This is a genomic window from Arthrobacter sp. PL16 (genome assembly GCF_035985055.1).
In the GTDB taxonomy this organism is placed as follows: domain Bacteria; phylum Actinomycetota; class Actinomycetes; order Actinomycetales; family Micrococcaceae; genus Arthrobacter_D; species Arthrobacter_D cheniae.
On the sequence record NZ_JAXCIC010000002.1, the window covers coordinates 43,718 to 59,022 of the forward strand.

A 15,305-nucleotide genomic window follows, 5' to 3' on the forward strand; every position below is an offset into this window, starting at 1 on the left:
GGCAGCACTTAGCTGGCGGGGAGGAACGGGATGAGTTCGGCAAGGTCGTCGATGACGAGGTCGGCACCGCGGGCGAGCAGCGTCGCCGCGCCTACCCCACGGTCCACACCGATCACGAGACCGAAGTCGCCGGCCCGGCCGGCATCGATCCCGGACGGGGCGTCCTCGACGACCGCGCATGCCGCAGCGGGAAGACCGAGGAGCTCGGCGGCGTGCAGGTAGGTATCCGGAGCGGGTTTGCCTGGTAGCCCGTGTCCCGCCGACAGCAGTCCATCGACGACGACCCCGAAACGATCGCTGAGCCCGGCGGCTGCGAGGACGGCGGTCCCATTGCGTGAGCTCGTCACCACCGCGACGCGAAGACCGCTGGCCGCGGCGGCGTCCAGCAGCGCGACGGAGCCCCGGTATGCCGTGACGCCCTGATCCCGAAGCGTGTCATTGAAGGTCCTGTTCTTCCGGTTCCCCAGTCCACAGACAGTCTCCAGTTCCGGTGGGTCGTCGGGAGTCCCCTCCGGCAGGGTCACGCCGCGCGATGCGAGGAACGCCCGCACGCCGTCGTAGCGGGGACGACCGTCGATGAAGGTGAAGTAGTCATCGTCCGTGTAGGTCTGGTCAAGACCCTTGGCGGCGAGATACGACGTGAAGAGTCGCGACCAGGCGCGCATGTGGACCTCGGCAGTGGGTGTGAGCACGCCGTCGAGGTCGAAGAGGAATGCCTCCAGGTTCGCGAGGCGGGATGCGGCAGGGGGCAGGGGCACGGGTAGGGCAGCTTTCCGAGGTGGTGGAGGTCCGGGCACCGATTCCGCGCACGCGGAACCGGTGAGGGTCGATGGGAGTCGTCATCGACCAGGAAAAGAGAGGTCTTCGAGGGCTGGTCATGGACGGGGGCGCCCACCAGATGCGCCCGAACGGGCGACCCTGCGATGACCAGTCTAAGCCTCGGGACAGACGCACCAGGACGAATTCTGCGAGCTGTGCGACGTGGTGAAACCAGGCCCGAAATGTGCTCCGGCTCGACGGAGCCACCCACGAGGACCGGGTGCTTCCTCACCAGCATCATCCGGGCGCTCATCGGGTGAGGAGGGTTCGTTCATGCAGCGACTCGAGGGCCTGACTCCGGCTTTCGAAGTACGCCACCGGGTACGGGGGGCGATGAACGGCTTCGAAGTGCGTCACCAGGATCTTCTCTACAGGGCAGGAGCCGACGATCGCGGCTGCCGAGACGTCCAGTGATTCCGCCATCAGGACGAATGCGTGCCGCGCCATGGTGACCATTCCATTGAGTTCGACCAGTAGGGGGGAGCATCTACCAGGAGCGAGGAGTTCCTTGCGCCTGATGAGTTCGACGGCGTCGGCAACGGTCACTTCGAGGGATCTGTCCCACTGAAGGACCAGGATCCCGTCATCGAGCACCTGAAGACGAAACCTGGGGGCCACGGGCAGGAGCCCCGCCGAGGAGTACACGGTACTCACCTACCTGCACTCCGTCCTGATCATGCCCGGGTGGACGGTTAATGGTGCCGGCACCGGACGGTCCCAGAAGAACCGCCGGTGCCAGCATCGCGGATACGGTCTCAAACTTCTCCGCGATTGCGGCCATTGGGGGGATGGCCGGAATCGATTCTAACCAGAAAACAGACCAGTCTGTCTACTTGTAGACTTCAGGTACCAGTGTCTCAACTTCAAGGAGTCCCTGTGGTTGCTGAAGTCACAACATCTGTGAAGGATGCGCGGGAGCGGATCCTCGCAGCTTCCTACGACCTGTTCGTGGAGCGGGGCATCCGGGCCGTCGGCGTCAACGAGATCATCGCCACCGCGGGTGTCGCGAAGGCCACTTTCTACAGCCACTTCCCGTCCAAGGACGACCTCGTCATGGCGTTCTTCGAGCGCCGACAGCACCTCTTCACGACCGGTTACCTTACGGCCGAGTCCCAGCGCCGGGCGGATACACCCCGGGAGCAGCTGCTCGCGATCTTCGACATCTTCGACGAGTGGTTCCACGCCCCCGGCTTCACCGGCTGCCCCTACATCCGCGCCCTGCTCGAAACCGGTCCCCTTCATCCCGTGGGTGCGGCCAGCCTGGTCTACCTCAACGAGATACGTTCCAGCCTCGAGGCAGCCGCGACCGCGATGGGACTCACTGATCCCGACGATTTCGCCTACTGCTGGCTGGTTCTCATGCAGGGCGCCATCATCTCCGGCGTCGGCATCGACCCCGACAGTGGAACCAGGATCAGGAAATTGGGCGATATGCTCATCACCCTGCACACACCGGCCGAACCACAGGACAGCCAGAGCAGTGGCAAGGCCGACATCAAGACCCGCCGGTCGGCCGAAATCCCGAGCAGGTAGCAGCCACCACGCGAACTGCCCGGGAGGCTGTTGTCGGTAGTGCCGCCGAAGCCGGGAGTGGGACCCCGGAACTCGTCCGGGGTCCCACTCTGGAGGTGTGGCGTCGACCGGTGAGGTCGGGTCGATCAGTCAGGTGCGTTATGCGTGCTTCGTGGCGGTGCGGTCGCGGTCGCGGTCGCGTGTGAGCAGCAGTGCCAGCGCGATCATGCCGATTCCCAGGAGCAGGTGCAGCCAGTTGTCGGCGTCGTTGAGGGGGACGAAGTTGCCGGCCGAGTTCTGGTCGATGACCAGGCCGTAGATCCACAGGACCAGGTAGATGATCCCCCCGTACAGCAGGTATGAGCGGGCCCCGCTGATGGTGCGCGACATGGCAATCCCGGCTGCCCCGAAGAGCAGGTGCACGATGTTGTGCAGGACGGACACCTGGAACAGGCCGAGAAGCAGTGCTCCGGATTCGTGGCCGGCGAAGCTGAGCTGGTCGTACTGGCTGGTGATGCCGGGGATGAAGCCGAGCAGGCCCACGAGAAGGAACACGGCTCCCACGGCGAGGGCTGCTTTCTGGACGTTGGTACGGGTGCCCGCGCGGGGCGTAGGTGCGGTGGTCATGATTTGTTCTCCCAGTCGGATGTGCGAGGGCTCGCCTGCAGCAATCCTCACCGAGGAGTGACGTGCAGGGAGCTGATGAGACGGTGACACCGAGGGCGACGCTCACCTGCTTGGTGTGAGAAGTCGTCCGGTGGTCCAGCACAGTTTAGTAAGCAGACCTCCCCTACGGTGCGCGTGCAGCCCGTGTCGCTGCCACCCGCTGGCTCCTGCCCGTTGCCTATCGTGGGACTTCGGGAGTGGTTGCCGACGGGAACCGAATCGTGTCGAATGGGTATGACAGCGTCGTCCCCTCCGCCGTAGCCCGGCGGCACACCCGAGGGGCAAGGGACAGCGCTGCACGACCCAGGAGGCAGCTGTGGCAGGACGATTCGAGATATATCGCGAACAGGACCATTTCCGGTTCCGGCTCACGGGAGATGACGGTGCCACCCTCGTCACCAGTGAGCCCTATGAGGACAAGGACACCACGGTTGCAGGGATCAACGGCATCCGTGACTGCGCTGCATCAGCACTCATCACAGACCTGAGCTAGCGAGGACCGGGGAAGGACCATCACGCTCAGCCCTGTCATCAGGTCCGATCGCAGTCAGTCGCCTCGGCCATGAAGAGCGCAGCAGTGCGCGGCCATCGCCGCCAACTCGGACAGCCGGTGGGCTCGTGCGGATTCTGCGGCAGTGAAGGGTTCCCCTGCCCGGGAGAAGACCATCGGTTCCCCGGTCGGGGAGGGAATCTTGAGGAGTTCGGCCCCTTCGACGAAGGACCGGACGGCGGGCGATGGCGGCACTACTGGATCAGCGGAGAGGAGTTCGGTGACTGCGTACGGCAGCTCCGAGGGGTCCTGCACCACGTGGCAGGCAAGTGACAGTGCTTTGGTCTGTCCGTCGGCGAGGGCCAGCGCAGTGGAAGGCCAGACCTGGGCGGAGGCCCCGCCGCCCAGGAGGAGGGCCCGCACGAGGTCCTGCTCCCCGATTCCTGTCGGGGCGGCGAGGACGAATTCATCGATGCTTGCCCCTGATCCGGGGTGGATGTGGAGTGACATGATGTTGACTCCGCGACGGGCCAGCTGGTGGGAGATGCGTTCCAGGGCTCCGGGGGTGTCGTCGACCCTGACGCGCGCCCGCCACAGATCCGCCGCGGCGTCGAGTCGCCCGCGCTGCTTCAACGCAGGGGCGTGCAGCCAGGTCCGCAGGAACCTCATCACGGAGGGCTCCGCCACCCAGATCACCAGCGCGGTCGCCGTGAGGGCCAGGAGGAGCACCTTGAGCGGATAGCTCAGGTGCGTCTGGACCACCACGGCGTGGACGGCCAGTTCTATGGGCAGCATCACGGCCACATTGGCGAGTGTCAGCCGGACCTTACCGGGCTCGGGCAGTTGCCCGCAGGAGTCGCATCGGAGTGAAGCAGCAGTGGAACCGGTGGAGCGTTTCATGACTCCACTGTGCGAAGCGCCCGTTTCGGCAGCGTTGCAGGGCGGTTCCATGACAAATAACTTGACGGGCCCCTGCGTACGTCCGTGCACGATGCCACGACAGTGCGGCACCGTGCGAAGACAACGTCAGTAGCCGGCCGGGGAATCGCCGTCGGAGGCCGGGATGAAGTCGGCGGCCAGGGCCTCGGAGCCCCGGGCGAGGAGTGCGACGTCGGCCCCGACCAGGACGAAGCGGGCACCGGCGTCGAGGTAGTGCCGGGCCGTCGTCGAGTTGAACGCATTGACTCCGGCCGGTGTGCCGGCCCGCTCGGCTGCTGCAAGGCAGTGTTCAACGGCGGCGCGCACCTGTGGGTGTTCCTGCTGGCTGAGGAGTCCCATGGAGGCCGCGAGGTCGGAGGGCCCGACGAAGATCGCGTCGACGCCGTCCACCGCAAGGATGTCGTCCACGGCCTCGACGGCGGCCGTGGACTCGATCTGCACGGTCAGGCTGATCGTGGCGGACGCATCCGCCAGGTAGTCCGGCACCCTGTTCCAGCGTGCGGCGCGCGCCAGGGCGGAGCCGACGCCCCGGACACCCTCGGGCGGATACCGGGTGGCGGCGACGGCGGCTTCGGCGTCCGCGACGGAGGAGACCATGGGGATCAGGAGGTTCTGTGCCCCGAGGTCGAGGTACTGCTTGATGATCACGGTGTCGTTGACGGGGGGTCTGACGAGCACCTGGACCGGATAGCCGGAGACGGCTTGGAGTTGGGCGAGGTTCGATTCGAGCCCGTTGGGGCTGTGTTCGGCATCGATGAGCAGCCAGTCCAGACCCGATCCGGCACAGATCTCGGCGACGAGCGGGCTGCCGGAGCAGACCCACATCCCGGTGAGGGGACGATGCGCCGAGGCCAGAACGTCGGCGAAGGTGGGGGCTAGACGAAGCGGCATGTGACGGCTCCCAGGGGTCCGTAGTCGGCGTGGACGGTATCGCCCGCGTGCACCCACATCGGTCGGGTGAAGGATCCGGCGAGGATGATGGCGCCGGCCTTCAGCCCGTCACCGTGGGCGGCGATCTTGTTGGCGAGCCAGTGCACACCGGCGGCAGGGTGGTCCAGGACTCCGGCCGCGACCCCGGTCTCCTCCACCACCTGGTTCTTGTAGAGGATGGCGGAGACCCAGCGCAGGTCGACGGCGTCCGGCCGCACCGGGCGGCCGCCGATCACCATGGCGCCCATCGCCGCGTTGTCGGAAATGGTGTCCACGATGGTGCGGCCCTCCATCTCGATCCGCGAGTCGAGGATCTCCAGCGCAGGCACCACGTAGTCCGTCGCGTTCAGCACGTCGAAGATGGTGCAGCCCGGTCCCGAGAGGTCGGCTTTCAGCACGAAGGCGAGCTCCACCTCCACCCTTGGGTGCGAGTACTGGTCCCACCTGACCGAGCACCCGGTCTCGAGCACCATGTCGTCGAAGATGGCACCGTAGTCGGGCTCGGTGATCCCAGTGGCCGCCTGCATGGCGCGCGAGGTGAGGCCGATCTTCCGCCCTACGAGCGTTCGGCCGGCTTCCTCGTTGCGCCGGCACCAGAGTCGCTGCACGGCATAGGAGTCCTCCACGGTCATGCCCGGGTAGCGGGACGTGAGCAGGGGGACGGGCGTCCGTGTCCGGGCAGCGTCGAGTAGTTCGTCGGCTATGCCGCTGATGGCCTGCGGATCGAGCATCGGGAGTCCTTCGGTGGTCCGGGAAAAGTCAGAGCTGGGTGCCGAGCTTGAAACCCTCCGCGGGTGCGCCGCCGTCGTCCCTGCGGGTGTAGGAGAAGCCGTCTGCACCGACGGTGACTGCCTGCTCGCTCCTCTCGTCCCGCTCGGTGACGGGTTGCGGGTTCCCGTCGAGGTCGAGGACCAGCGAGGCTTCCGTGTACCAGGACGGAACGACGGCGTTGCCCCACCAGTCGCGGCGCTGGTTGTCGTGGACGTCCCAGGTGATGGTCGGGTTGTCGGGGTCACCCGTGTAGTAGTCCTGGCAGTAGATCTCGATGCGGTGGCCGTCGGGATCGAGGATATAGAGGTAGAAGGCGTTGGAGACGCCGTGGCGTCCGGGCCCGCGCTCGATCCGGTCGCTGATCCGCAGAGCGCCCATCTTGTCGCAGATCTGGATGATGTTGTGCTTCTCGTGGGTCGCGAACGCGACGTGGTGCATGCGGGGCCCGTTGCCGCCGGTCAGGGCTGTGTCGTGGACGGTCTGCTTGCGGTGCATCCAGACGGCGTAGGTCACGCCGTCGGAATCCTGGATGTCCTCCGAGACGCGGAAGCCGAGGTCCTCGAGGTACGCCCGGCCCCGCGGGACGTCGGGGGTGACCTGGTTGAAGTGGTCCAGGCGCACCAGTTCGCCGGCGGAGTAGAGGTCGTAGCGCTGGGTGAGGCGCTCCACGTGCTCGACGTCGTAGAAGAACTCGTAGGGGAAGCCGAGCGGATCCTCGACGCGGACCGAGTCCCCGACGCCCTTGGTGAACCCTTCCGCCCGGCGCTCGGTGCGGCAGCCCAGTTCCCTGTAGTACGCCTCCGCGGCGTCGACCTCGGCCGGCGACCTCACGCGGTAGGCGAAGGCCGCGACGGCGGCCAGGGGCCCCTTGCGCAGGACCAGGTTGTGATGGATGAACTCCTCGAGGGAGCGCAGGTAGATCGCGTCGTCGTTCTCCTCGGTGACATGCAGGCCGAGGACGTCGACGTAGAACTCGCGTGAGCGGGCGAGATCGGTGACCACGATCTCCATGTAGGCACAGCGGACGATGTCCGGTGCCGGGACCGACGGGGTGGGGATGCGGTGGGACATGATGTCTCTCTCCGTTGAGGGAACAGGTGGGGATCAGCCTTCGTTGGCGGCTGAGTCCTCGATGTTCCCGAACTTCGGGGTGTGGACCGTGCCGAGGGTGATGTGCACGGCCTGCTGGTCGGTGTAGAAGTCGATGGAGCGGTAACCGCCCTCGTGGCCGAGTCCGGAGGCCTTGACACCGCCGAAGGGGGTGCGGAGGTCGCGGACGTTGTGGCTGTTGAGCCAGACCATGCCCGCTTCGACGTTCTGCGCGAAGGTGTGTGCCCGGGTGAGGTCCTTCGTCCAGACGTAGGCGGCGAGTCCGTACTTCGTGTTGTTGGCCAGATCCAGGGCCTCATCATCCGTCTCGAACGGGGTGATGGCGACGACGGGGCCGAAGATCTCCTCCTGGAAGATCCGGGCGTCGGGGGCGACGTCGGCGAATACCGTGGGCGCGATGTAGTTGCCCTCGGGAAGGTGGTCGGGGCGGCCGCCACCGGCGAGGAGGCGTCCCTCGGTCTTGCCGATCTCCACGTAGGACGCGACCTTCGCGAAGTGTTCGGGATGCACCAGGGCGCCGACCTCGGTCTTCGGGTCGTGCGGATCCCCGACGATGATCGTCTTCGCCCGACCAGCGTACTTCTCGCAGAACTCGTCGTAGACTGCCCGCTCGACGAGGATGCGGGACCCCGCGGTGCAGCGCTCGCCGTTGAGGGAGAACACCCCGAACAGGGCCGAGTCGATGGCGGCGTCGATATCTGCATCCGCGAAGACGATGCAGGGCGACTTCCCGCCGAGCTCCATCGAGAGGCCCTTGAGGTTGGCCGCTGCATTGCGGAAGATCGTCTGGCCCGTGGTGGTCTCGCCCGTGAAGGAGATCAGCGGGACGTCGGGGTGCTTCACGAGGGCGTCGCCGGCTTCCTCCCCGAGTCCGTTGACGAGGTTGAAGACGCCGTCGGGCAGGCCGGCGTCCTTGAAGATCTGCGCCCAGAGCGACGCGGAGAGCGGGGTGAACTCGGCCGGCTTCAGGACCACGGTGTTGCCGGTGGCCAGGGCGGGCGCCAGCTTCCAGGACTCGAGCATGAAGGGCGTATTCCAGGGCGTGATGAGCCCGGCGACGCCGATCGGCTTGCGGTTGACGTAGTTGATCTGGGAACCGGGGACCTTCATGGCGTCGTCGAACTGGGCCACGATAAGGTCCGCGAAGAAGCGGAAGTTCTCCGCAGCGCGGAGGGCCTGGCCCTTCGCCTGGGTGATCGGCAGACCGGTGTCGAAGGTCTCCAGTTCCGCGAGCCTCGATTCCTGGGCCTCGACGGCATCGGCGATCCGGTTCAGCACTCGCGCCCGCTCCCGGGGCTTCATCCGCGGCCACGGCCCGTGTACGAACGCCTCACGGGCGGCTGTGACGGCGACGTCGATGTCTTCCTTCTGGCCGGCCGCTGCCGTCGCGTAGGTGGTATTGGATACCGGGTCGAGGACATCGAAGGTCGCCCCTCCGATGGAATCGACGAACCGGCCGCCGATGTAGTGCTGGATATGGGAGGGCAGGCCCTCGGGGATGTACTGCTGCGGTCCTGCTGTCGTTCCTGCGCTTGGAGTCGTCATCGGGTGTCCTAACGGTGGTCGTTGGCGGAGTGCGCGAGGTAGGCCTCGAGGGTGGCAGTGCGGTGGGCGCGGGCTGCGCGCTCGATCTCGTCGGGGTCGGCGGCTCCCTCGATCAGGCGGAGCAGGCCCTCGTGTTCCCCGACCGATGCGCGGGCGCGGCCGGGGACGAAGCGGAAGGTCGACGACCGCAGGGAGGCTAGGCGGTTCCAGCCGCGGTGCACGAGGTCGAGGATGTGCGGATTCGGGCAGTGCTCGAAGAGGATCGCGTGGAAGTCCTGGTTCAGGCGGGTGAAGCGCAGCGGGTCGAAGTGCTCCAGGCAGGCGCGCATCTCCTCGTTGACCGCACGGGCACGGGCGATGTCATCGGGCCCTATCAGGGGCGCGGACAGGGCCGTGGCCGCTCCCTCGACGAGGCTCAGGGTCTGCATCGTGTAGAGGTATTCTGTGGGGTCGATGCCCGCGACCGTCGCTCCGATGTTCCGCTCGAAGGTGACGAGCCCCTCCGCTTCCAGTCTGCGAATCGCTTCCCGCACGGGGACGACGCTGACGCCGAGGTCATGGGCGATCTTGGCGAGGACGAGGCGATGCCCCGCAGGGTAGGCGCCGTCGACGATCTGCGCCTTCACCGCGGCGTAGGCCTGCTGTGATTTGCTGCCCGACGATACGGCAGCCGTCACGTCAGTCATCGGAGCGCCAGTCCTCGTAGCGCGCACGCCAGGCCGCGTTCAGCGGGTACAGTCCGTCGATGCCGTGCCCCTCGGTGACCATCTCGGCGATGAAGGTCTCCTCGCGCTCCTGCGCGACGGCCTCGTTGGCGAGCTCCTCGGCGAGGGCCGGCGGAAGAACGAGGATGCCGTCGGCATCCGCGACGATGATGTCGCCGGGCTGCACCGTGGTGCCTCCACACGCGATGGTGACGTCGGTGTCCCAGGGGATGTGGCGCCGACCGAGGACGGCGGGGTGGGGATTGGCATAGAAGGTGGGCATGTCCATGGCGGCCACGGTCGCGAAGTCCCGGACGCCGCCGTCGGTGATGATCGCCGCGGCACCCCGGACCTGGGCCCGCAGCGCCAGGATGTCGCCGACGGTGCCGGTGCCCTTCTCGCCGCGGGCTTCCATGACGAGGATCTCGCCCTCGTTCACGGTGTCGATGGCACGTTTCTGCGCGTTGTACCCGCCACCGTGTGCGGTGAAGAGGTCCTCGCGGTTCGGCACATAGCGCAGGGTGCGGGCGATGCCGACGACCCTCTTTCCCGGTTTCGTGGAGGAGAGCCCGTCGATGCTGACGTTGTTCAGGCCGCGCTTGCGTAGCTGCGACGACAGCGTTGCGGTGGACACCCGTTCGAGGCGGGCCTTGAGCTCGGGAGTGAGCACCGGTACCGGATCGCCCAGTCCTGCTGCCTCCCGGGAACCGTAGGCCTCCTCGCGCTGGACGTCGTCGGCCCTGGGTTGCGCACCGAAATCTGCGAACGGCGTCGTTCCATTGCTGACGGGCGTGGTGAGCCGCCCCGTGGAGAGGACGCCGGAGGTCACTTCGACCTCGAGGAGGTCACCGGGTCGGGCGACGGATGCGCCCGCCGGGGTGCCGGTCAGGATGATGTCGCCGGTTTCGAGGGTGAGGTGTTGCGACAGGTCGGCGATGAGGCGGGCGAACGGGAACAGGAGATCGGCGGTGGTGTCATCCTGGACCAGCACACCGTTGTGCCAGGTGCGGATGCGGAGAGCGGCAGGGTCGACGTCGGCGGCCGGGATCAGCGCGGGCCCCACCGGCGTGAAGCCGTCGCCGCCTTTGGATCGGAGGTTGGAACCCTTGTCTGCGTAGCGGAGGTCGTAGACGCCGAGGTCGTTGCCGGCCGTGACCCACCGCACGTGACCCCAGGCGTCTGCGGGGGTTACACGACGGGCGGGGGCACCGATCACGAGGGCGATCTCGCCCTCGAATCCGAGCAACTCGCATCCGGCGGGACGTTCGACACCCGTACCGGAGAGGGCGAGGGATGAGGGGGGCTTTAGGAAGTAGGACGGCTGCTCTGGGGTGCGTCCCCGTTGTGCCGCTCGGCTGGGGTAGTTGATGTGCACCGCAATGATCTTGCGGGTCGCCGCCAGGAGGCTTTCGGCTACCGGTTCCACGCAACACTCCTCATCGAGTACGAAATCGTATACGAATAGTAGCGGGAGACTGCAGACCCGTAAAGGCGGCTTTACGTCCTGCCGTCACGGGGTCTAGCATCGGCGAACGATAGTGGAACAGGCCGTTCGATTATCGAACCCATCCTCCGGCACCCCATCACGACGAAGTGAGGTCAGCCCGTGCAATTCCACCACCACGGCTACGTCTCGGGCGATCCCCGGGTCCAGCCGCCAGCAGGTGTAGGCCTGGATCGGCCGCGGGACCTTCCCGACGAGGTCGACGTCCTCATCATCGGCACCGGACCCGCGGGCATGATCACCGCCGCACAGCTCTCGCAATTCCCGGGCATCACCACGCGCATCGTCGAACGGCGACCGGGCCGGCTTCCCATCGGGCAAGCCGACGGCATCCAGGCGCGAAGCGTCGAGACCTTCCAGGCCTTCGGCTTCGCCCAGCGCATCACGGAGGAGGCGTACCGGATCGTCGAGATGGCCTTCTGGAAGCCGGACCCGAAGGACCCCTCGCGCATCGTCCGGACAGCCCGGCCCGTCGACGATCCGGCCGGGATCAGCGAGTTCCCCCACCTGATCGTCAATCAGGCCCGCGTCCTCGATTACTTCGCCGAGTTCATGAAGAACGCACCTACCCGCATGGAGCCCGATTACGGCTTCGAATTTGTAGGTCTGGAGGTCGACGACGGGCACCAGTACCCGGTGCGGGTCACCGTCACCCGCACCTCGGGCGAGCACGAGGGCGCAACCCGTACCATTCGTGCGAAGTACGTCGTGGGTGCCGACGGCGCCCGCAGCAAGGTCCGCCAGGCAATCGGCTGCACGCTCGCAGGGGACAAGGCGAACCACGCGTGGGGAGTCATGGACGCCGTCGCGGTCACCGACTTCCCCGACATCCGCCGTAAGTGCGCCATCCAGTCCGGCGGGGGCGGCAGCATCCTCCTGATCCCCCGCGAGGGCGGACACCTCTTCCGCATGTACGTGGACCTCGGTGAGACCAGCCCCGATGACGACGGTGCGGTCCGGCGGACGACCATCGACCAGATCATCGCGAAGGCGAATGCCATCCTCAGCCCGTACACCCTCGACGTCCGGAATGTCGCGTGGCACAGCGTCTACGAGGTGGGGCACCGCCTCACCGACAGGTTCGACGACGTCCTGCCGGAGCAGGTGGGCACCCGCACTCCGCGGGTGTTCATCACGGGGGACGCCTGCCACACGCACAGCGCCAAGGCAGGCCAGGGCATGAATGTCTCGATGCAGGACGGCTTCAATCTCGGCTGGAAGCTCGGGCACGTGCTCGAGGGCCGGAGTCCCGAGGAGCTCCTGGCCACGTACTCCGCTGAACGCCAGGTCGTCGCGAAGAACCTCATCGAGTTCGACAAGGAATGGTCGACGCTCATGGCCAGGAGGCCGGAAGAGTTCGCCAGTCCGTCCGAGCTCGAGGACTTCTACGTGCGTACCGCTGAGTTCCCGGCCGGTTTCATGACCCAGTACCAGCCCTCCATCCTGGTCGCAGAAACCCAGCACCAGAAACTGGCGACAGGCTTCCCCATCGGGAAGCGATTCAAGTCCGCCCCCGTGGTGCGCGTCTGCGACGGCGTTCCGGTGCATCTCGGCCACCACGCGACGGCGGACGGCCGCTGGCGGATCTACGTCTTCGCCGACCGCGCGGAGCCGGGTGCTGCATCGGGGGTCGCAGACCTGGCACGGTGGATCGGCTCGGCCGCCGATTCTCCGCTCGCTGCAACGCCCGAGGGGATCGACAGAGATGCGTGGTTCGACGTGAAGGTCGTCTACCAGCAGGACCATACCCAGGTGGACATCGCCCGGGTACCGCCGGAGTTCAAGCCCGCGGTCGGTCCCTTCGGCCTGACCGACTACGAGAAGGTGTACGCGGCGGACCCGCACGCCGACATCTTCGACCTTCGTGGGCTGGACCGCGCGGGCGTCGTCGTCGTCGTCCGCCCTGATCAGTACGTGGCACATGTCCTGCCGCTGGCCGACACGGCAGGGCTGGCCTCGTTCTTCTCTCCGATCCTGACCGCCTCGCCGGACCGCCGGCGAGGACGGGCATTTGCCTGACGTGGACACCCTGGACGCCGGAGCCGGCACGACGACGCCGCCCTCCCAGACGCTCTCGCGAGGAATCCGCGCGCTGGAGATCCTCGCCGACGCCCCGGACGGCAGGACGACGGCGCAGCTCTCGGAGGCCCTGGGCGTGCATCGCTCGATCGCCTACAGGATCCTGCGGACGCTCGAGGAGCACGCCCTGGTGGTGCGGGACGCCGGCGGCCGGTTCCTTGCGGGACCCGGCCTCGCCAACCTGGCCAGGGGAGTGGCTCCGCGGCTGCAGACCGCGGCCCTGCCGGAGCTGACCCTCCTCGCGGCGGACCTGCAGATGACGGCCTTCATCGCGGTGTGGGACCGGCAGCACTGCGTCACGCTCGTCGCGGTCGAGCCCCCGCACGGAGTGGGCACGCTGGTCCAGCGGCCGGGCTCGCGCCACCGGTTCGACGCAGGAGCACCCGGTATCGCCATCCAGTCGGCCCTGACCGAGGCGCGGTGGGAGCAGCTCGCTCCGGGCCGGCCCTATCGGGAGGAGTCACGGGCGGCGGCTGCCCTGGGGTATGCCGCGAGCCACGACGAGGTTCTTCCCGGCGTCAGCTCCGTCGCGGCTCCGATTCAGGTCCGGGGCCAGCTGCCCGCCGCGATCGCCGTCGTCTACGTCCGGAACGACGCACCCGTCGAGGAGTTCGGGCTGCGTGTCGCCCGAGCCGCTCGGGCGATCGAGTCCTCGCTCTAAGGAACCGCGCAGGACGCTTCGGAAGGACGTCACAAAAGGAACACGATCCACCCGGGCATTACCGAATGAACGATCGTTCGGTAATGTTTGGGGCATTGACCGACCGCGGACCACCCTTGGCTGCTGCAAGGACCGGAGCCCCGCGGGCATCAGCAGCACACAACGGAAAACAAGGGAGTTTTCATGGCACTAGCACCAGAGCGGCCGCAGGCAGAGCCCGGCTCGCGCATGAGCGCCGCGGACCGCAGGGTCCTGGCAGGCACGATGGTCGGCACCACGATCGAGTGGTACGACTTCTTCATCTTCGCCCAGGCCGCGGGCCTCGTCTTCGCGACCCTCTACTTCGGTCCCCTCGAGGGGGAGAGCGAGGGCCTCGCCCAACTCGTCGCCTGGGCCACCATCGGCATCAGCTTCTTCTTCCGGCCCCTCGGAGCCGTCATCGCCGGACGCCTCGGTGACCGCATCGGGCGCAAGGCCATGCTCGTCTTCACACTGGTCATGATGGGCTCGGCAACGGCCCTGATCGGCCTGCTTCCCACGTACGCGCAGATCGGCGTCTGGGCCCCTATCCTCCTGATGCTGCTGCGCATCCTGCAGGGCTTCTCGGCCGGTGGCGAGTGGGGTGGTGCGGCCCTCATGGCCGTCGAACACGCACCTGTGAACAAGCGTGGATTCTGGGGCGCCTACCCGCAGATCGGCGTTCCGGTCGGCATGATCCTGGCCACCGCGGTCCTGTTCCTGCTGCGCAGCTCCATGTCGGCCGAGGCCTTCCTCGCGTGGGGGTGGCGCATCCCGTTCCTGCTGTCCGTCGTCCTGATCGTGGTCGGGTACTTCATCCGCTCGGCCGTCGCCGAAAGCCCCGTCTTCAAGCGCATGATCGACCGCAAGCGCGATACGGCCACCCCGCTGCGGAGCCTGCTGAAGACCAACAAGAAGCAGGTCATCCTGGCTGCCGTGATCTTCATCGGCAACAACGCCGCCGGCTACCTCGTCATCGCCTTCCTCTCCTCCTATGCGCAGAAGAGCCTGGGCATGCCTGCAGCGCCCGTCCTCCTCGCAACCCTGCTGGCATCCTTCGGCTGGCTGATCTTCACCCTCTACGGCGGCATCCTCTCCGACCGCATCGGCCGTGTACGCACCTTCCAGATCGGGTACGCGCTCATTTTCGTCTGGATGATCCCGATGTTCATGATGATCGATACCCGGAACATCTGGGCCTACGGCATTGCCATCTTCATCCTCACCATCGGACTCGGACTGTCCTACGGGCCCATGTCCGCGATGTACGCGGAGATGTTCCCCGCCAACGTCCGATACTCCGGCATCGGGATCGGCTACGCCCTGGGTGCCATCCTCGGCGGTGCCTTCGCACCGCTGATCGCCCAGGCACTCCTCGGCAGCACGGGCTGGTCCGGTTCCATCGGGCTCTACATCATGGCCCTCTGCGTCATCTCCTTCATCGGTGCGACCCTGGCCAAGGAGACGAAGGGCGCACCGCTCGAGGCGGACGAGGCGTCGGCCACGAACGCGCTCCACAGCTAGGGCAGTCCTGCCGTCCGTTCGTCCCGTCGCCGT

At 67.0% G+C, this 15,305-nt stretch carries 15 protein-coding genes; 5 read left to right on the forward strand and 10 right to left on the reverse strand.

Annotated features, from left to right (window positions below; genetic code table 11):
- Positions 1–8: 8 nt before the first annotated feature.
- Positions 9–752, reverse strand: coding sequence for an HAD family hydrolase (locus RCH21_RS03830; protein WP_235830825.1), 744 nt, complete (start codon positions 750–752; stop codon positions 9–11).
- 316 nt (positions 753–1,068) lie between these two features.
- Positions 1,069–1,473 (reverse strand): DUF7793 family protein, encoded by a 405-nt coding sequence (locus RCH21_RS03835; protein ID WP_326963266.1) that lies wholly within the window; start codon positions 1,471–1,473, stop codon positions 1,069–1,071.
- A gap of 222 nt (positions 1,474–1,695) precedes the next feature.
- Between RCH21_RS03835 and RCH21_RS03840 the strand changes: the two genes are divergently transcribed.
- Positions 1,696–2,352, forward strand: coding sequence for a TetR/AcrR family transcriptional regulator (locus RCH21_RS03840; RefSeq protein WP_326963267.1), 657 nt, complete (start codon positions 1,696–1,698; stop codon positions 2,350–2,352).
- Positions 2,353–2,490: 138 nt separating this feature from the next.
- Here RCH21_RS03840 and RCH21_RS03845 read toward each other — a convergent pair whose 3' ends face one another.
- Positions 2,491–2,958, reverse strand: coding sequence for a DUF4383 domain-containing protein (locus RCH21_RS03845; RefSeq protein WP_326963268.1), 468 nt, complete (start codon positions 2,956–2,958; stop codon positions 2,491–2,493).
- Positions 2,959–3,313: 355 nt separating this feature from the next.
- Here RCH21_RS03845 and RCH21_RS03850 point away from each other — a divergent pair, with 355 nt between their 5' ends.
- The gene (locus RCH21_RS03850) at positions 3,314–3,490 is read left to right on the forward strand and encodes a YegP family protein (protein WP_120150171.1); all 177 of its coding nucleotides are present in this window, start codon (positions 3,314–3,316) and stop codon (positions 3,488–3,490) included.
- 54 nt (positions 3,491–3,544) lie between these two features.
- Here RCH21_RS03850 and RCH21_RS03855 read toward each other — a convergent pair whose 3' ends face one another.
- The 7 genes from RCH21_RS03855 to RCH21_RS03885 all read right to left on the reverse strand — a co-directional run bounded on the left by RCH21_RS03855 (position 3,545) and on the right by RCH21_RS03885 (position 10,912).
- Positions 3,545–4,387 carry an amino acid-binding protein gene (locus tag RCH21_RS03855; protein WP_326963269.1) on the reverse strand — a complete coding sequence of 281 codons (843 nt, stop codon included), beginning with the start codon at positions 4,385–4,387 and terminating at the stop codon, positions 3,545–3,547.
- Between the two features lie 126 nt (positions 4,388–4,513).
- On the reverse strand, positions 4,514–5,317 hold the full coding sequence (locus RCH21_RS03860) for an HpcH/HpaI aldolase family protein (protein ID WP_326963270.1): 804 nt from the start codon (positions 5,315–5,317) through the stop codon (positions 4,514–4,516).
- Positions 5,302–6,087, reverse strand: a complete 786-nt coding sequence (gene hpaH, locus RCH21_RS03865; RefSeq protein ID WP_326963271.1) for a 2-oxo-hept-4-ene-1,7-dioate hydratase — start codon at positions 6,085–6,087, stop codon at positions 5,302–5,304. Before hpaH ends, RCH21_RS03860 begins: the two co-directional genes overlap by 16 nt.
- A 28-nt stretch (positions 6,088–6,115) precedes the next feature.
- Positions 6,116–7,198, reverse strand: coding sequence for a 3,4-dihydroxyphenylacetate 2,3-dioxygenase (hpaD, locus tag RCH21_RS03870; protein WP_326963272.1), 1,083 nt, complete (start codon positions 7,196–7,198; stop codon positions 6,116–6,118).
- A gap of 33 nt (positions 7,199–7,231) precedes the next feature.
- Complete coding sequence (hpaE, locus tag RCH21_RS03875) at positions 7,232–8,782, reverse strand: 5-carboxymethyl-2-hydroxymuconate semialdehyde dehydrogenase (RefSeq protein ID WP_326963273.1); 1,551 nt, start codon at positions 8,780–8,782, stop codon at positions 7,232–7,234.
- 8 nt (positions 8,783–8,790) lie between these two features.
- Positions 8,791–9,468, reverse strand: coding sequence for a GntR family transcriptional regulator (locus RCH21_RS03880; RefSeq protein WP_326963274.1), 678 nt, complete (start codon positions 9,466–9,468; stop codon positions 8,791–8,793).
- Positions 9,461–10,912 carry a fumarylacetoacetate hydrolase family protein gene (locus tag RCH21_RS03885; RefSeq protein WP_326963275.1) on the reverse strand — a complete coding sequence of 484 codons (1,452 nt, stop codon included), beginning with the start codon at positions 10,910–10,912 and terminating at the stop codon, positions 9,461–9,463. Before RCH21_RS03885 ends, RCH21_RS03880 begins: the two co-directional genes overlap by 8 nt.
- Before the next feature lie 180 nt (positions 10,913–11,092).
- On the opposite strand from RCH21_RS03885, the gene RCH21_RS03890 reads away from it, so the two are divergent.
- The 3 genes from RCH21_RS03890 (at position 11,093) to RCH21_RS03900 (ending at position 15,272) form a co-directional block, all read left to right on the forward strand.
- A complete protein-coding gene (locus tag RCH21_RS03890) occupies positions 11,093–13,009 on the forward strand; it encodes an FAD-binding monooxygenase (RefSeq protein WP_326963276.1) in 1,917 nt (638 codons plus the stop codon).
- A gap of 1 nt (position 13,010) precedes the next feature.
- Complete coding sequence (locus RCH21_RS03895) at positions 13,011–13,730, forward strand: IclR family transcriptional regulator (protein ID WP_442784677.1); 720 nt, start codon at positions 13,011–13,013, stop codon at positions 13,728–13,730.
- 183 nt (positions 13,731–13,913) lie between these two features.
- Positions 13,914–15,272, forward strand: coding sequence for an MFS transporter (locus tag RCH21_RS03900; protein ID WP_235830820.1), 1,359 nt, complete (start codon positions 13,914–13,916; stop codon positions 15,270–15,272).
- Positions 15,273–15,305: the final 33 nt, after the last annotated feature.